The sequence below is a fragment of the Nocardioides currus genome, assembly GCF_003057875.1.
Classification (GTDB): domain Bacteria; phylum Actinomycetota; class Actinomycetes; order Propionibacteriales; family Nocardioidaceae; genus Nocardioides; species Nocardioides currus.
Genome location: NZ_PYXZ01000010.1, coordinates 64,227 through 80,245, shown reverse-complemented (window position 1 = coordinate 80,245; position 16,019 = coordinate 64,227). Strand labels below are relative to the sequence as shown.

Below are 16,019 nucleotides of genomic sequence, written 5' to 3'. Positions count from 1 at the left end.
TCAGGAGGCGGAGAGCAGTCCGCGCACCACCCGCAGGCCCACCGAGAGCCGGGCGAGGTCGGCCGCCTCGTCGCGGCAGATCTCCTCCAGGGTCGCGGCCGCGCGCCCGATCAGGTCGGCGTCGGCGTCCTCCCACTCCGCGACCCGCGCCGGGGCGGAGTCCTCGGCCGAGGTCGAGGACAGCACGGCGGCGGTGAGCTGCTGGTGGACGGCGTAGAGGTCGTCGCGGACGGCGGCGCGCGCCATCGTCTGCCAGCGGTCGTCGCGCGGCAGCGCGAAGATCCGCTCGACCAGCGCCGGCAGCCCGAGCCGCTCCCCCAGCGCGAAGTGCACGCGTGCCACCTCGACGGGGTCGAGGCCGTGGGCCTCCGCGGTCTCGACGATGCCCAGCAGCGCGTAGGCCGGGGCGAGCGAGGCGACTCGGGTGGCCAGCTCGTCGGGCACCCCGGCGTTGGTGAGGCGGTCGCGGCGCCCGACGAAGTCGTCGAGCTCCTGCCCGCTCATCAGCTCGGGCAGCACGGCCAGCACGGCCTGCACGCGGGACTGGAAGAACTCCACGGTGGCGATCGAGTCGAGCGGTGGCCGGCGGTTGTTGACGAGCCAGCGCGAGGCCCGCTCGACGAGCGTGCGCATCTCGATCCGCATCCGGGTCTGGCGCTCGGCGGGCACCCGGTTGTCGTACGACGCGATCTCGTCACGCAGCGCCAGCGAGCCGAAGATCTCGCGGGCCACGAAGTTGGCGCGGGTCAGGTCGGCGACGCTCGACCCGGTCTCGCCCTTGAGGCGCGGGATGAACGTCATGCCGGCGCCGTTGACCAGGTCGTTGACGACCTGGGTCACGATGATCTCGCGGCGCAGCGGGTGCTCCTCCATCGCCGGCACGTGGTCGGCCCGCATCCGCGAGGGGAAGTAGCCGAGCAGGTCCTCGCGGAGGTAGGGGTCGTCGGGCAGCTCGGACTCGAGCAGCTCGTCGGCCAGCACGATCTTGGTCCACGACAGCAGCACCGACAGCTCGGGCATCGACAGGCCCTGGCCGCGGTCGAGGCGTCGGCGGACCTGCCTCGACGTGGGCAGCGCCTCGAGCTCGCGGTTGAGGACGCCGCGCCGCTCGAGCTCCTTCATCCAGTCCTCGTGGACGTGCAGGAGCGGGACGGCGTGGGCCGCGGCGTTGGCCAGCGCGAGGTTCTGCTCGTAGTTGTCGCGCAGCACCAGGTCGGCGACCTCGTCGGTCATCTCCGCCAGCAGCGTGTTGCGCTGCTTGGTGGTCATGTCGCCGCCGGCGACGACCTTGTCGAGCAGGATCTTGATGTTGACCTCGTGGTCGGAGGTGTCGACGCCCGCGGAGTTGTCGATGAAGTCGGTGTTGATGCGACCACCCTCGCCGCCGCAGCCGAGCCGGGCGTACTCGATCCGCCCGAGCTGGGTCAGGCCCAGGTTGCCGCCCTCGCCGACGCACTTGGCGCGGAGATCCTCGCCGTTCACGCGGATCGCGTCGTTGGCCTTGTCGCCCGCGTCGGCGTTGACCTCGTCCTCGGACTTCACGTAGGTCCCGATGCCGCCGTTCCACAGCAGGTCGACCGGGGCGAGCAGCACCGCCCGCATCAGCTCGGCAGGCGTCATCTTCACGACGTCGGCGGCGAGGCCGAGAGCGCTGCGCACCTGGGACGAGATCGGGATCGACTTGAGCGAGCGCGACCACACGCCGCCGCCCTCGGAGATCAGGTCCTTGTCGTAGTCCTGCCACGACGAGCGGGGCAGCTCGAAGAGACGCTTGCGCTCGGCGTACGACGACGTGGCGTCGGGGTCGGGATCGATGAAGATGTCGCGGTGGTCGAAGGCGGCCACGAGCCGGGTGTGCTCCGAGCAGAGCATGCCGTTGCCGAAGACGTCACCGGACATGTCGCCGATGCCGACGGCCGTGAAGTCCTCGGTCTGGCAGTCGATCCCGCGCTCGCGGAAGTGTCGCTGCACCGAGACCCAGGCCCCGCGGGCGGTGATGCCCATCGCCTTGTGGTCGTAGCCCACCGAGCCGCCGGAGGCGAACGCGTCCCCGAGCCAGAAGCCGTAGTCGCCGGCCACGCCGTTGGCGATGTCGGAGAAGGTCGCGGTGCCCTTGTCGGCCGCGACGACGAGGTAGGTGTCGTCGCCGTCGTGGCGGACCACGCCCTGCGGCGGGACCGTCTCGCCCTCGACGAGGTTGTCGGTGATGTCGAGCAGGCCGGAGATGAACGTCCTGTAGCAGGCGACGCCCTCGGCCAGCCACGCGTCGCGGTCGCCCGGGTCGGGCAGCTGCTTGCAGAAGAACCCGCCTTTGGCGCCCACGGGCACGATCACGGTGTTCTTCACCATCTGCGCCTTGACCAGCCCGAGCACCTCGGTGCGGAAGTCGTCGCGTCGGTCGGACCAGCGCAGTCCGCCGCGTGCGACCGAGCCGAACCGCAGGTGCACGCCCTCGACGCGCGGCGAGTAGACGAAGATCTCGAAGCTCGGGCGCGGCTCGGGCAGGTCGGGGATGGCCGACGGCTCGAGCTTGAAGGAGATGTACGGGTGGAGCTGGCCGTCGGCCGTGGTCTGGAAGTAGTTGGTGCGCAGCGTGCTGCGGATGTGGGTGAGGTAGGAGCGCAGGATCCGGTCGTGGTCGAGGCTGACCACGTCGTCGAGGGCCGAGGCGAGCTTCTCCTCCACCACCTCGATCCGCGCGACCCGGGCCTCGGCGTCGGCGGGCAGGGAGCCCTTGCCCGGGTCGAAGCGCGCCTCGAACAGGTCGACCAGCAGCCGGGTGATGTCGACGTTGCTGGCCAGCGCGCCCTCGATGTAGTCGAGCGCGAACGGCGAGTTGCCCTGCTTCATGTACTTCGCGTAGGCGCGCAGCACCGTCGCCTGCCGCCAGGTCAGGCCGGCGCCGAGGACGAGCGCGTTGAAGCCGTCGGTCTCGTTGTAGCCGTCCCAGACCGCGCGCAACGCGTCGGCGAACAGCGCGCGGGCGGTGTCGGGCAGCTGGCGGCCGTAGCGCAGGCCGAACTCGTAGATGTAGGACTCGCGACCGAGCCCGGCGAGCTCGTAGGGCCGCTCGTCGACGACCTCGACGCCCATCGAGGAGAGCATCGGCAGCACCTCGCTCAGCGAGAGCGGCGAGCCGACTCGGAACACCTTGAGGCGGGCCTCGCCGCGACCGGCGTCGACCTGCTCGAAGAGCGCCAGGTCGATCCCCTCGTCGCCCTCGATCGCCTCGAGGCGACCGAGGTCGGCGGCGCCGAGGCGGGGGTTGAAGTCCTCCTTGTAGGCCTCCGGGAAGGAGTCGGACCACGTGCGCGCGAGGCGCGAGCCACGCTCCTCGCCGTACTCCGCGATGACCGCGTTGGTGAAGTCGTCGCGCCAGGACCGGGCGGCCTCGACCATCCGGCGCTCGAGGTCGCTGACGTCGAACTCGGGGATGGTCTCACCCTTGGGCGGGTGCACCACGAAGTGCACGCTCGCGGTGGTCGCCTCGTTGACGCGGGCGGTGAACTCGACGCTCTCGCCGTTGAGCCGCTCCTTGAGGATCTCGGCGAAGCGCTCGCGGACCGTCGTGTTGTAGCGGTCGCGCGGGAGGTAGACGAGGACCGAGACGTAGCGACCGTAGGTGTCGCGCCGGGCGAAGAGCCGCGGCTGGCGGCGCTCACGAGCGAACATCACGGCCTCGACCGTCGGCGCCAGCTCGTCGGCCGGGGTGTGGAAGAACTCGTCGCGCGGGTAGTTCTCCAGGGTGTCCATCAGCGCCTTGCCGGCGTGGCTGCGCGGGTCGAAGCCGACGGAGCGCATGACGGCCTTCGTCTTCTCGCGCAGCAGCGGGATCCGGGTGACGGACTCGGTGTAGGCCGCGCTGGAGAAGAGCCCGAGGAAGCGGCGCTCGCCGACCACCTCGCCGCTGTCGTTGAAGGTCTTGACGCCGACGTAGTCGAGGTAGGCCGGGCGGTGCACGGTGGCGCGCGAGTTGGCCTTGGCCAGCACCAGCAGGGTCTTGTCGCGGGCCCGGTCCTTGACCGGCGTGGGCAGCTTGGCGAAGGAGGCCGACATGTCCTGGTCGGCGCGCAGGATGCCGAGGCCGGTGCCTGGCACGGCGCGGAGCGCGCACTCGCCGTCACCGACGGTCTCGAGGCGGTACTCGCGGTAGCCGAGGAAGGTGAAGTGGTCGTCGGCCAGCCAGCGGATGAACTCGCAGCCCTGGCGGACCTCCGTCTCGTCGATCGCCGGAGGGTCGGCCTCGATCTCGTCGACCACCGCGAGCGCGCGGTCGGCCATCTTGCGCCAGTCCTCGACCGACTCGCGGACGTCGCGCAGCACCCGCTCGAGGCTGCTGACGATCTCCGCGACCTCGTCCTCGTCGACGACGCGGTCGATCTCGACGTGCATCCACGACTCCTCGAGGGCGTCGGGGGCCGACTCCTCGACGACGCCGTCGGCGAGGGTGCTCACCGACTGCAGGGCGCCGGTGATGTCGCGCGAGACCTCGAAGCGCGGGTGGATGACCACGTGCACGTTGTGCTCGAGGCGCGAGAGCTCCATCGTCACCGAGTCGACGAGGAAGGGCATGTCGTCGGTGACGACCTCGACGACCGAGTGGCCGGCCGCGGACCAGCCGACGTCGACCGGTCCGGGGGTCATGACGCGGACGCGCGCGGTGCCCTGCGGGCGGGCGTCCGCGAGCGCGTAGTGCGAGGCGAGGGCGCCGTACACGTCCTCCGGGCTGCGCCCGAGGAGGTCCTCGGCGGCGACGTGGCGGTAGTAGGCGGCGAGGAGCTCGCCGACCTGCGCCTGGGGCGGGCCGCCGGTCCCCCGGGAGGCGAGCGCCACGGCCTCGGCGCGATCGAGCAGTTCGGACTTGTCATCCTCGAGCTTCACCACGGGACCGACACTAGGGGCCCCCCTGTGACTGGTCCAACACGGCCCGCTACCCACGGGTCACAACCTCCGCACGCGCCGCCCGACGTGCTGGTCTCGAGCACCGTTTGCCGTGAGGATGTGCCCCATGAAGTCCATCACCGAGAAGCTGACCTACCCCGGCACGACGATCGACCAGGTCGCCGCGATGCTCGCCGACCCGACCTTCCGGGAGCAGGTCGCGGACTACCAGCAGGCCGAGCGCAGCTCCGCCGAGATCAGCGGCACCGGGGCCGGCAGCACCGCCCGCGTCGAGATCGTCCACGGCACCGAGCACGTGCCGTCGTTCGCCCGCAAGTTCGTCGGCGACGAGATCGCGATCGTGCAGGAGGAGACGTGGACGAGCGACACCCACGCCGACGTGCTCGTCACCATCCCCGGCAAGCCCGGCGACATGACCGGCACCTTCGACCTCGCGCAGGTCAGGGACGACGTGGTCGAGACCGTGCAGCTGGCGGTGAAGGTCAACATCCCCTTCGTGGGCGGCAAGGTCGAGGACCTGATCGCCGGGCTCCTGTCCAAGGCGTTCCGCGCCGAGAACAAGGTCGGGCAGCGGTGGCTCGCCGGGTCGTGAGGACGTCTCAGTCGGGGATGCTGAGCCGGTAGGCCAGCACCCCCGCGTCGGCGGGACCTGGCATCAGCAGCATGGAGTCGATGACGACCGCGCGCGGCGCGGCGACGGCGAGGTCGGTGTCGCCCGCGAAGCTGCCGGCGCCGAAGTCGCCGATCGCGGTCGCCGTGCCGTCCTCCAGCGAGCGCAAGGTCAGGATGCCCTTCCCCGCGGCCAGACCGTCGGCGGTGCCCTCGAAGCCCAGCACGCGGCCACCGACGCGGGTGATCGGGACCCAGCGTTCGGGCGCCGACGCGGCGAACTCCTTGAGCCTGGCACCGTCGTCGAGCGAGAGCTCGACCGCCTTCGGCGAGGTCGGGCCGGCGAGCACCACCGTGTCGGAGGTGGTCGACACCAGAGCGTCCAGCGCCGTGGCGTCGACGCGGGTCAGCACCCGCGCGTCCGAGTCCCCGACCCGGACGACGTCGAGACGCCTGCGCTCGGTGTCGCCCGCCAGGACGGTCAGCGGGTCGGCGTCCAGCACCCGGCGCGGGAGCGACACGGAGGCCGGCGCGGTCACCTCGGCGAGCGTCGAGCCCGACCCGACGTCGACCGCCCGCCACCGGGGCGGCGCGCCGTCCCGGGCCACGACCACGACGCCGCCGCCCATGAGCACGTGGTCGCGGCACGCGATGCCGAGACCGCCCCGGGGACGGCCGCTGCTGAGGTCGATGCGGCGGGTGCTGCAGCCGTCGGCCGCGACGAGCGCGTCGCCCTTCGACTCCAGCTGGGGCGCGCCGGCGAACGGCCGCTCCCAGACCACGGACGCGCTCTCGAGGTCCACCGCCTTGATCGTCGTACGCCGCGCGGTCGGCGCTCCCCCGGCCGCCGGTCGGCACCGACCGACCGAGACGGCCACGAGCCCCAGCTCGGTCGGCTCGGGCGTGGCCCCGCACACCTGCCCCCCGAGCGGCAACTGCCACAGCTGCTCACCGGAGGCACGGTCGAGAGCCACCAGTCCGCGCGGCCCGACGACCACGACGTCGTCGCTGTACTCCCAGATCCAGGGAGCGCCGCGGCCGATCGAGTCCGGCCGCACCGGGACGTCCGCCACCCAGGCCTTGCTCACCGACGCCGTCGGAGTCGTGGCGGACACCGACGGCGCCGGTCCGGCGGGTGGCTCATCCTCGGAGGTGCAGCCGGTGATCGCGACCAGGACGCAGGCCAGCGTTGCGGCGTACGAACGACGCATCCCCACCTCCCCCGTCGAGAACCGAGATCCTAACCCCGAGGAGAGTCCTGGTCGTGGCGTCGCCGGTGCCACACCACGAACCCGAGCAGCACGAACGGGCCGAACGCCAGGACCAGCGTCAGCAGCTGCTCGACGGGGTGCAGCGCCCCCAGGTGGAGTGGGATCAACGGACCGGGCTCACTCGGTGTCCATGTAGGGGTAGCGGTAGTCCTTCGGCGGCACGAAGGTCTCCTTGATCGAGCGCGGCGAGGTCCAGCGCAGCAGGTTGACCGCCGCACCGGCCTTGTCGTTGGTGCCGGACGCACGCCCGCCACCGAACGGCTGCTGACCCACCACGGCACCGGTCGGCTTGTCGTTGATGTAGAAGTTGCCGGCCGCGAAGCGCAGCGTCTTGCGCGCCCACGCGATGGCGCCGCGGTCCTGCGCGATGATCGCACCGGTCAGGGCGTACGGCGAGAACGACTCCATCTGCGCCACGACCGACTCGAACCTGTCGTCGTCGTAGACGTGGACGGCCAGGATCGGCCCGAAGTACTCGTCGGCGAACATCTGGTCGGTCGGGTCGGTCGACTCGATGATCGTGGGCCGCACGAAGTAGCCCACCGAGTCGTCGGTCTGGCCGCCGGCGAGCAGCGTGAGGTGCTTGTTGGCGCGCACCCGGGCGATCGCCGACTTGTGCTTCGCAAACGCGCGGTCGTCGATGACGGCGCCCATGAAGTTCCTGAAGTCGGTGACGTCGCCCATGGTCAGGGCTTGCGTCTCCGCGATCAGCTGGTCCTTGATCCTGTCCCACACCGACCGGGCGACGTACGCCCGCGAGGCCGCGGAGCACTTCTGGCCCTGGAACTCGAACGCACCGCGGATCATCGCGACCCGCACGACGTCGGGGTCGGCCGAGGGGTGGGCGATGATGAAGTCCTTGCCGCCGGTCTCACCCACGATGCGCGGGTAGGAGCGGTAGCGGTCGATGTTCTCCCCGACGCTCCTCCAGAGGTGGTGGAAGGTCGGCGTCGAGCCGGTGAAGTGGATGCCGGCGAGGTCGGGGTGCGACAGCGCGACCTTGGAGACGTCGAGGCCGTCGCCGGGGAGCATGTTGATGACGCCGGGCGGCATGCCGGCCTCCTCGAGCAGCTCCATCGTCAGCGACGCGGCGAGCTGCTGGGTGGGCGACGGCTTCCAGATGACGGTGTTGCCCATCAGCGCCGGGGCGGTGGGCAGGTTGCCGGCGATCGCGGTGAAGTTGAACGGCGTGATCGCGTAGACGAAGCCCTCGAGCGGGCGGTGGTCCGTGCGGTTCCAGATGCCGGGGCTGTTGGCGATCGGCTGGTCGGTGTGGATCTGCTTGGCGTAGTGGACGTTGTAGCGCCAGAAGTCGATGAGCTCGCAGGCGGAGTCGATCTCGGCCTGGAACGCCGTTTTCGACTGGCCGAGCATGGTGGCGGCGTTGATCCGCTGGCGCCACGGGCCGGCGAGCAGGTCGGCGGCCTTGAGGATGATCGCGCACTTCTCGTCGAACGCCAGGGCCTGCCACGCGGGCGCGGCGGCCGTCGCGGCCTTCACCGCCGCCTCGGCGTCCTTGGTGGTGGTGTTCTTGAAGGTGCCGAGCACGTGCTGGTGGTCGTGGGGCTGCACGACCTTCATCTCGGCGCCACCGCCGTTGCGCTTCCTGCCGTTGATGTGCGCGCGCAGGGTGTGCTGCTTGCTCTCGAGACGGGCGAGCTCCGCCTTCAGCTCAGCCCGTTCGGGGCTGCCCGGGGCGTAGGTCAGGTTGGGCTCGTTGGTGGGAGCCGGTGGAAAGGTGATCGCGTCCATGAGCCGACCCTAGGCGCTCAGCGACCGGCGAGCACGTCCGGGATCTCCTGGGTGGCGAACCACGCCAGGTCGTCGTCGGGGTCCGCGCCGGCGGTGGTGTCGACGTGCAGCGCGGCCCACGCCCGGCGGGGTACGGCGCCGTCGACGTCGTCCACGTCCGCGGCCAGCACCACGCGGCGACCGGGCCCGCCACCCGCGGCTGCGAGGAGCTCCGCCGACAGGTCGGCGGCGGTCATCAGGGCGGCGTACTCCCCCTCCTCCGACTCGTCGTCGGCCACGACCCGGTCGAGGTCGGATGGCACGAGACCGGCCTCGTCGGCCTCGGCGAGGGAGTCGAGCGTCAGCGGCACGTAGACCCTCACGACTTCGGGGCCTTCGAGCTCGTACGGCGCCCGCGTGGCGCCCGCTGGCGGCTCTCGCTCGCCGACTCGATGAGCTCGTCGAGCGACTCCGTGATGCACTGCCCGAGCACGTCGACGTCGGGGATGGCGTCCCGGTCGGCCGTGATGCCGTAGAAGACGCCGCCGTTGTAGGAGGTCACCCCGACCGCGAGCGCGTGGCCGGGCAGCAGCGGGTGCACGGGGTAGGTCTCGACCATCGTCGCGCCGCCCGCGTAGAGCGGAAACTGGGGCCCGGGGACGTTGGTCACGGAGAGCTGGAAGCCGCGCCGCAGCTCGGAGGCGGCGACCCGCGAGCCGAGGGCGTGGAACGTGGTGGGGGCGAAGCCCGCGATGCCGGCGAGCCGCTCGGCCCCCACGCCGCGACCGGTCTCCTTGTGGGCCTGGAAGCTGTAGGAGACCTGGTGGAGCCGGACCACCGGCGACGGCTCGGAGATCGGCAGGTTGACGAGGTGGCCGGCGACCTGGGTGCCGAGCGAGGTCGCCTCGAGCTCGTCGTCGATCACCGACATCGGCACGATCGTCTTGATCGTCCGCATCCCCGACATCGACTCGGTGCGGGTCATCAGCCAGGCGCGCAGGCCCCCGGTGAGCGTGGCGAGGATGACGTCGTTGATCGTCCCGCCGTGCACGCGCCGGATCCGCTTGTAGTCGTCGAGCCGGGTCGCGATGGTCAGGAAGCGGCGCTGCTGCGAGAGCTGGCGGTTGATGGGGGTGGACGCGACGGGCTTGCGCCCGGCCAGCGCACCGGCGACGTCGTTGACGCGGTGGCGCGCGCTGTTGGCCGTCCGCAGCACCGACTCGGCGTTGGCCTGCACGGTCTCGACCAGGGTGGACGGGCGCTCGATCGAGTCGGAGATCGCGCCCAGCGCCAGCGAGAGGGCGTCCGGTCGCCCGCGGGGCGCCCACTCGTCGTGGCCGAGCGGGGGGCGGTCGGGCTCGGTGTCGAGGAGCACCTGGCCGATGTCGACGGTCTCCCGGCCGTCGACCAGGATCTGGTGGCTCTTGGTCAGCACGGCCACGCGGCCGTCCGCCAGGCCTTCGACGAAGTAGGTCTCCCACAGCGGGCGGGACCGGTCGAGGGGGCGCGAGGCGATGCGGGCGACCAGCTCGCGCAGCTGGGCGTGGTCGCCGGGACGTGGGAGTGCCGAGCGGCGTACGTGGTAGGCGAGCTCGAAGCCGGGGTCGTCCACCCAGACCGGCGTCGCGAGACGGCCGGGGACGGTCTGGAGGCGCTGGCGGTAGCGCGGCACGAACGCGATCCGGTCGGCGATCAGCTCCATCAGGCTCGCGTAGTCGAAGCCGGACTCGCCGGGGTCGAAGATCTCGACGGTCGCGTTGTGCATCGGTGTGCGCGGGGACTCGGTGGCGAGCAGCGCCAGGTCCCGCGGCCTCAACCGTTCGCTCATGTGTGTCCTCTGTAGGTGTCGGGCGCCACAGGGTCACACACCCAGGCGTCCGCCGTCTTGCTCCGCGTGGGATTGTGGCAGAGGAACAGCAGTCGTACGAGGAGCACCCACATGACCCGCACCACGCCGCACGCCCGGCGCCGTACCTCCACCCTGGCCGTGATCCTCGTGATCGGCCTGGGTTCGCTGCTCGCCGGCTGCGGCGAGGACGCCGAGCCGACGGACCCTGCCACCTCGAGCTCGGCCACGTCCTCGGAGTCGTCCTCGGAGTCGTCCTCGGAGTCGACCAGCGAGACGCCGAGCGAGAGCGAGAGCGCCGCCCCGGCCGGACAGACCATCGACATCACCTTCGACGGCGACACGGTCACTCCGAACGGCGAGCGGGTCGACGCGACGGTCGGCGAGCCGATCACGCTCGCCGTCACGGCCGACGCACCGGGCGAGATCCACGTCCACTCCACCCCCGAGCAGGAGCTGGCCTACGACGCCGGCACCACCGAGCTGTCGCTCACGATCGACCAGCCCGGCCTGGTCGACGTGGAGTCGCACGACCTGGACATGGTGATCGTCCAGCTCGAAGTCCGCTGAGGTGGGCTCGCCCGCGACCGGTGACCGGATCCTGGCCCACGGGATCGGGGGCGCGAAGGACCTCCCGATCCCGCTGGAGCTGGCGATCGCCGGCGCCGTCGCCGCCCTGGTCATCTCGTTCACGGTGCTGGCCATCGCGTGGCGTACGCCGCGCTACGACGCCGCGACCAGCGGCCGGCCGGCCCCGGAGTGGCTCGACCGGCTGACGTCCTCCACGCCGTGGCGCGTCTGGTGGCGGGTGTTCGGCATGGCCGCCCTGCTCTACGTCGGCTGGGCGGCGGTGGCGGGCAAGGACTCGCTGATCAACCCGTTCCTCGGCGTGTTCTACGTCTACGTCTGGGTCGCGATCGTCCCGCTGTCCGTGTTCTTCGGGCCGGTGTGGAAGGCGATCAGCCCCAGCCGCACGATCAACCTGCTGCTGGCCAGGGCGTCGGGTGGCGATCCGTCCACCGGCCTCTACACCTACCCCGCGCGCCTCGGCTACTGGCCGGCCGCGGTCGGGCTGTTCGCCTTCGTGTGGCTCGAGCTGGTCTACCCCTATTCCACCCAGGTCGGACCGGTCCGGCTGTGGTGCGCCGCCTACCTCGGCATCATGCTGATCGGCGGTGCGCTCTTCGGCGACCGCTTCTTCGAGCGGGCCGACCCGTTCGAGGTCTACTCCTCGCTCGCCGCCAAGCTCTCGATCTGGGGCCACCGCGACGGGCGCCTGCTGGTCCGCTCGCCGCTGGCCAACCTCGACTCGCTGGTCGCGGCGCCGGGCCTGGTGGGTGTCGTGTCCGTGCTGTTCGGCAGCACCGCGTTCGACTCCTTCAAGGACTCCACGCCGTGGGTGAAGTTCATCCAGTCGACCGACCTGAGCGTCGACCTGCTCGACAACCTGGCGCTGCTCGGCTTCTGCGTCGGCGTCGGGCTGGTCCTCGCCGCGGGCACGATGGCCACCGGCGTCGGCGAGGGCGTCGATCGCCGTACCCTGCCGGATGTCTTCGCGCACTCGGTGGTGCCGATCATCGTCGGCTACATCGTGGCCCACTACCTGACCTACCTGGTGGAGTACGGCCAGACCACCCTCACCCAGCTCAGCGACCCGATGAGCCGCGGCGACAACCTGCTCGGGACGGCCGACCTGACGGTGAACTACTGGCTGTCCTACCACCCGACGTTCCTGGCGCGGCTCAAGGTGGTGGCCGTGGTGGTGGGCCACGTGCTCGGCGTGATCGCCGCCCACGACCGGGCGATCCGGCTGCTGCCGGCCAAGCACCAGCTCACCGGCCAGCTGCCCCTGCTGTTCGCGATGGTGGGCTTCACCGCGGGCGGGCTCTACCTGCTGTTCGCCGCCTGAGCTATCCCGTCTTCCGCGAGTAACGGGGCGAGAGCCAGCCGTCAGGAGAGCAGGCGCGGGGCGACCGGACCGACGAGCGGTGCGGCCGACGCCTGGGCGCGCTGGGTGATGCCGCCGACGGGACCGTAGGGCCAGCCGGCCGGCAGGTAGCCGATGTTCTCGATGATGTCGCAGGTGTCGCGGTCGCCGACCACCTTGTCGAGCGGGTCCATCCGACCGATGTAGGCGATCCGGTCCCTGGTGCCCTCGTTGCCGGTGCCGATGTCGTCGTAGTCGTCGCAGTAGAACTCGTCACGCACGCCGTCGTCGTAGGTGTAGATCGTGTCGTCGCCCTGCTCGGTGTAGGCCTTGTCCGCACCCGGCCCGACGAAGAGGACGTCGTCGCCCTCGTCGCCCTTGATGAACAGGTCGTCACCCGCACCGTCGACGATCACGTCGTTGCCGGGGCCTCCGCTGAGGAGGTGGTCGTCGCCGGGGCCGCCGTCGACGTAGTCGTCGTTCTCGCCGCCGAGCAGCTTGTCGTTGCCCTCACCACCGGTGACGCGGTCGTTGCCGGGGCCGCCGTTGATCTCGGGGGTGTTGCGACCGGCGTTGCCGGGGGCCACGCCGTCGTCGCCGAGGCCGCCGTCGAGCACGTCGTTGCCCGGGCCGCCGTTGATGAAGTCGCGTCCCTCGTTCCCGGCGATCGAGTCGTCCCCGGAGGCACCCGCGAGGTAGTCGTCGCCGAGCCCGCCGTCGATCGTGTCGTTGTCGCCGTTGCCGTCGAGGTCGTCGTTGCCGTCGGCGCCGTAGATCGTGTCGGCGCCGGTGCCGCCGTCGACGACGTCGTTGTCGGGGCCGGCGTCGATCGTGTCGTTGCCCTCGGCGCCGAGGATGGTGTCGACGCCGGTGCCGCCCACCAGTCGGTCGTCGCCGCCCTGGCCCTGGAGCGTGTCGTTGCCCTCACCACCGTCGAGGCCGTCGTTGCCTGCGGCGCCGAGGAGGGTGTCGTCGCCGACGTTGCCGAGCATCGTGTCGTCGCCCTCGCCACCGGCGAGCAGGTCGTTGCCCGTGCCGCCGTCGAGCGCGTCGTTGCCGGTGCCGGACTGCACCTTGTCGCGGCCCGAGCCACCGTCCACGACGTCGTGGCCGGGGCCGGAGATGACGGTGTCCTTGCCGCCCTTGCTCTTGATCTTGTCGTTGCCGCCGAGGGACACGATCCGGTCGGCACGACCGGTGCCGTTGATCTTGTCGTCACGCTGCGTGGCGCCGGCCATGGCCGCGAGGGTGGGGGCCATGGCAGGGACGCACAGGCAGACGGCGAGGGCCGAGGGCGCGACGAAGCGCGCGACAATACGGGTCACTTGATGGGTGTCCTATATCAGATGGTTCCGAGGGGGACCTCCTTGATAACAGGTATGTCGCCGATTTTCTGCATTACCGCCGAAGTCTGACTGATCGGGGGATGCGCCTCCGGGACGCCGGACCGGGGGCCACCGACGCCGGGAAGACGGCGTCGACGACGCCCGCCAGCGCCCGCAGGAGCGGGCCGTCGCCGCCCTCGGGCAGCGACGTCCCGGCCACCAGGGCGCGGTCGGTGGCCGCCCGGTCCTCGGGCAGGAAGTGCAGGCCCGAGACCCGCGAGAAGCCCTCGACCATGCCGGCGATCTCGCGCTCCGACCAGCCCAGGCTGGGACGCATGCGGTTGACCAGCACCCGCACCGGGGCGCCGCCGGTCACGTCCCGCAGGTCGACGAGCCCGCGCGCCAGCCGGGAGAGTCCCACCGGGTCGGCGGCACCCACGACGACGATCTCGTCGGCTGCGGCCAGCACCGAGAGGGTCATCGCGTTGCGGGTCGGTCGAGCCCCGAAGTCGGCGCCGGGGTCGTCCTCGAGGGAGAAGCCCGTGTCGACGACCACGTCGCCGAGCTCGCGGCCACGGTCGAGGATCGACTCCACGTGGGTGGCGCGCACCTCGATCCACCGGTCGGCCCGCGGGAGGCCCGTGACCACCGTGAGGCGCTCCCCCACGGCGCGGGTGGTGGAGACGAACCGCTCACCGAGCTGACCGGCGCCGGCGAGGCGGGCTGCGGAGAGCAGGCCGGACACCTCGTCGAGGATGCCGAGCTGCTGCGCCACGCCCCCGCCGTACGGATCGGCGTCGACGAGCACGGCCGGCGACCCGCGTCGCGCGAGCTCGGCGGCGATGGTCACGGCGGCGGTGGTGCGGCCCGGAGCGCCGCTGGGGCCCCACACGGCGACCACGCGGTGGGGGTCGGCGGCCTCGTCACGAGGCGCGGCCGCCTCGTCGTCCCCGCCCCGGACCCGGGTGTCCCCGACGTCCTCGACCGTGGAGACGACCTCGGCGAGCCCTTCGAGGTCGTCGGCGGCCACGAGCGCGGTGACGCCGAGGCGCTCGGCCAGCTCCCGGACGTCGAGGTCGTCGACGGCCGACGTGGTGACGGCGACCGGCCGGACGGCGTACCTCCGCAGGTGGGCCATCGCCGAGGGATCGAGGCCCGGAGCCTCCAGCCCGACGAGCGCCACGTCGGCCTGGCCGCTGGTGGCGGTGGCGAGCAGGTCGTCGACGTCGACGCACCGCTTGAGGACGACGATGCCGCCGGCCCCGTCGAGGCGGGCGAAGGCGTCGGACTCCCAGGCTGCGCCCGAGGCCATCATCAGGACGACGATCACGGACCGGCCCCGTTCAGCCGCGGACGAGCACGCGCACGCGCTCGTCCTCGCTGGCCGCCAGGAGCTCGGTCAGCACGCCGTCGTCGGACTCGGGGATCCCGAGGACGAGCTGGCGGCCGCGACCGACCCCGCCCAGCGAGTCGCTGACCGAGGGCGCGTCGATCACGACGACGTCCGGGACCACCGTCACGGGCTCGGCGGGCGCCGAGGCCCGCTCGCCCGCGTCGTCCTCGGGGACCACGAGGAGCTCGATCACCGACCCGGCCCCGATGTTGGTGGGGATCAGCTCGCGGGCGAACGACAGCGACACGATCACGGTGTCGGCCTCCTCGCCGCTGCCCAGGGCCGCCGCCGGGACCAGCTCACCGGCGCCGACGCCGCGCGTGAGGCGCAGGTCGTCGGGAAGCGCGTCCGAGGTCAGCAGGTAGCGGTCGAGGTCGGTGCCGTCGCCGAACCGGACCGATGTCGAGACCAGGTCGTCGGCGCGCACGGTGTCGCCCGGCGCGACGTCCCGAGCCGCGGCCCACACGGTCACCGAGTCGTCGGCCGCCCCGAGGATCCGGGCCCCGGCGACGACGGAGACCGCGACGATCGCGACCCCGACCCAGGCCCGCGGGTCCTTCCAGCCGGGCGGCTGCGCGCGGGTTGCCCTGGGGGCGGTGGAGGGGACGTCGGTGGCGGCGTGGGTCCGAGACACGGGCCCATCATGGCCTCACACCGCGATTCGAAACGACCGGTTGTCCACAGGCCCGGTCGCGACACGCGCTCGTCCACAACCGCGCGGGGGTTGTACGGCGACGGGCGCGCCCAGTGGCACCATGTCGCCATGGCCTCACCCCGCTTCCTCACGCTGGCCGACGTCGCCGAGGTGCTCAACACCTCCAGCGCCCAGGTCTACGCGCTGGTGCGCCGCGGCGACCTCCCGGCGATCAAGATCGGGGGGCGCGGCCAGTGGCGCGTGGAGGGCTCGGAGCTGGAGAAGTTCATCGAGCGGATGTACTCCGAGACCAAGACCTTCGTCTCCGACCACCCGTTCGTCGAGAGTGAGACCGGCCGGGGCGACGAGGGCTGATCCCCG

At 71.7% G+C, this 16,019-nt stretch carries 13 protein-coding genes; 4 read left to right on the top strand and 9 right to left on the bottom strand.

Annotation, left to right across the window (positions count from 1 at the left end; all coding sequences use genetic code 11):
• Nucleotides 1-4,884 carry an NAD-glutamate dehydrogenase gene (locus C7S10_RS18935; RefSeq protein ID WP_108346020.1) on the bottom strand — a complete coding sequence of 1,628 codons (4,884 nt, stop codon included), beginning with the start codon at nucleotides 4,882-4,884 and terminating at the stop codon, nucleotides 1-3.
• A gap of 124 nt (nucleotides 4,885-5,008) precedes the next feature.
• Here C7S10_RS18935 and C7S10_RS18930 point away from each other — a divergent pair, with 124 nt between their 5' ends.
• Nucleotides 5,009-5,494 (top strand): DUF2505 domain-containing protein, encoded by a 486-nt coding sequence (locus C7S10_RS18930; RefSeq protein WP_165807226.1) that lies wholly within the window; start codon nucleotides 5,009-5,011, stop codon nucleotides 5,492-5,494.
• Between the two features lie 7 nt (nucleotides 5,495-5,501).
• Here the strand turns inward: C7S10_RS18930 and C7S10_RS18925 are convergent, their stop codons facing one another.
• From C7S10_RS18925 to C7S10_RS18910, 5 genes are read right to left on the bottom strand one after another with little or no spacing between them, the layout of a single operon-like run.
• A complete protein-coding gene (locus tag C7S10_RS18925; protein ID WP_108346018.1) occupies nucleotides 5,502-6,722 on the bottom strand; it encodes a PQQ-binding-like beta-propeller repeat protein in 1,221 nt (406 codons plus the stop codon).
• A 29-nt stretch (nucleotides 6,723-6,751) separates the two neighbouring features.
• Nucleotides 6,752-6,889: a hypothetical protein gene (locus tag C7S10_RS22355; protein ID WP_165807225.1), complete on the bottom strand. Its 138-nt coding sequence runs from the start codon at nucleotides 6,887-6,889 to the stop codon at nucleotides 6,752-6,754.
• Between the two features lie 10 nt (nucleotides 6,890-6,899).
• Entirely contained in the window at nucleotides 6,900-8,534 is a 1,635-nt protein-coding gene (gene pruA, locus C7S10_RS18920) for an L-glutamate gamma-semialdehyde dehydrogenase (protein WP_108346017.1), read from the bottom strand.
• Between the two features lie 17 nt (nucleotides 8,535-8,551).
• Nucleotides 8,552-8,896 carry a DUF6912 family protein gene (locus C7S10_RS18915; protein ID WP_108346016.1) on the bottom strand — a complete coding sequence of 115 codons (345 nt, stop codon included), beginning with the start codon at nucleotides 8,894-8,896 and terminating at the stop codon, nucleotides 8,552-8,554.
• Nucleotides 8,893-10,341 (bottom strand): WS/DGAT/MGAT family O-acyltransferase, encoded by a 1,449-nt coding sequence (locus tag C7S10_RS18910; protein ID WP_108346015.1) that lies wholly within the window; start codon nucleotides 10,339-10,341, stop codon nucleotides 8,893-8,895. The genes C7S10_RS18915 and C7S10_RS18910 overlap by 4 nt, the downstream gene beginning before the upstream one ends.
• Nucleotides 10,342-10,452: 111 nt before the next feature.
• On the opposite strand from C7S10_RS18910, the gene C7S10_RS18905 reads away from it, so the two are divergent.
• Both C7S10_RS18905 and C7S10_RS18900 read left to right on the top strand, forming a co-directional pair.
• Nucleotides 10,453-10,929: a hypothetical protein gene (locus C7S10_RS18905; protein WP_108346014.1), complete on the top strand. Its 477-nt coding sequence runs from the start codon at nucleotides 10,453-10,455 to the stop codon at nucleotides 10,927-10,929.
• A gap of 1 nt (nucleotide 10,930) precedes the next feature.
• Nucleotides 10,931-12,268: a hypothetical protein gene (locus C7S10_RS18900; RefSeq protein ID WP_165807224.1), complete on the top strand. Its 1,338-nt coding sequence runs from the start codon at nucleotides 10,931-10,933 to the stop codon at nucleotides 12,266-12,268.
• A 41-nt stretch (nucleotides 12,269-12,309) separates the two neighbouring features.
• On the opposite strand, the gene C7S10_RS18895 is transcribed toward C7S10_RS18900, so the two are convergent.
• The 3 genes from C7S10_RS18895 to C7S10_RS22350 all read right to left on the bottom strand — a co-directional run bounded on the left by C7S10_RS18895 (nucleotide 12,310) and on the right by C7S10_RS22350 (nucleotide 15,638).
• Nucleotides 12,310-13,611, bottom strand: a complete 1,302-nt coding sequence (locus C7S10_RS18895) for a calcium-binding protein (RefSeq protein ID WP_133176557.1) — start codon at nucleotides 13,609-13,611, stop codon at nucleotides 12,310-12,312.
• Nucleotides 13,612-13,684: 73 nt separating this feature from the next.
• Complete coding sequence (locus tag C7S10_RS18890) at nucleotides 13,685-14,941, bottom strand: CpaE/TadZ family protein (RefSeq protein WP_108346012.1); 1,257 nt, start codon at nucleotides 14,939-14,941, stop codon at nucleotides 13,685-13,687.
• A 13-nt stretch (nucleotides 14,942-14,954) separates the two neighbouring features.
• A complete protein-coding gene (locus tag C7S10_RS22350) occupies nucleotides 14,955-15,638 on the bottom strand; it encodes a hypothetical protein (RefSeq protein ID WP_108346011.1) in 684 nt (227 codons plus the stop codon).
• A 129-nt stretch (nucleotides 15,639-15,767) separates the two neighbouring features.
• On the opposite strand from C7S10_RS22350, the gene C7S10_RS18880 reads away from it, so the two are divergent.
• Nucleotides 15,768-16,013 (top strand): helix-turn-helix domain-containing protein, encoded by a 246-nt coding sequence (locus C7S10_RS18880; protein WP_108346010.1) that lies wholly within the window; start codon nucleotides 15,768-15,770, stop codon nucleotides 16,011-16,013.
• Nucleotides 16,014-16,019: the final 6 nt, after the last annotated feature.

Bases quoted from the DNA above. Each gene is read 5' to 3' on its own strand.
- C7S10_RS18930 (WP_165807226.1), top strand. From the start codon at position 5,009: ATGAAGTCCATCACCGAGAAGCTGACCTACCCCGGCACGACGATCGAC.
- C7S10_RS18925 (WP_108346018.1), bottom strand. From the start codon at position 6,722: ATGCGTCGTTCGTACGCCGCAACGCTGGCCTGCGTCCTGGTCGCGATC.
- pruA (WP_108346017.1), bottom strand. From the start codon at position 8,534: ATGGACGCGATCACCTTTCCACCGGCTCCCACCAACGAGCCCAACCTG.
- C7S10_RS18910 (WP_108346015.1), bottom strand. From the start codon at position 10,341: ATGAGCGAACGGTTGAGGCCGCGGGACCTGGCGCTGCTCGCCACCGAG.
- C7S10_RS18905 (WP_108346014.1), top strand. From the start codon at position 10,453: ATGACCCGCACCACGCCGCACGCCCGGCGCCGTACCTCCACCCTGGCC.
- C7S10_RS18880 (WP_108346010.1), top strand. From the start codon at position 15,768: ATGGCCTCACCCCGCTTCCTCACGCTGGCCGACGTCGCCGAGGTGCTC.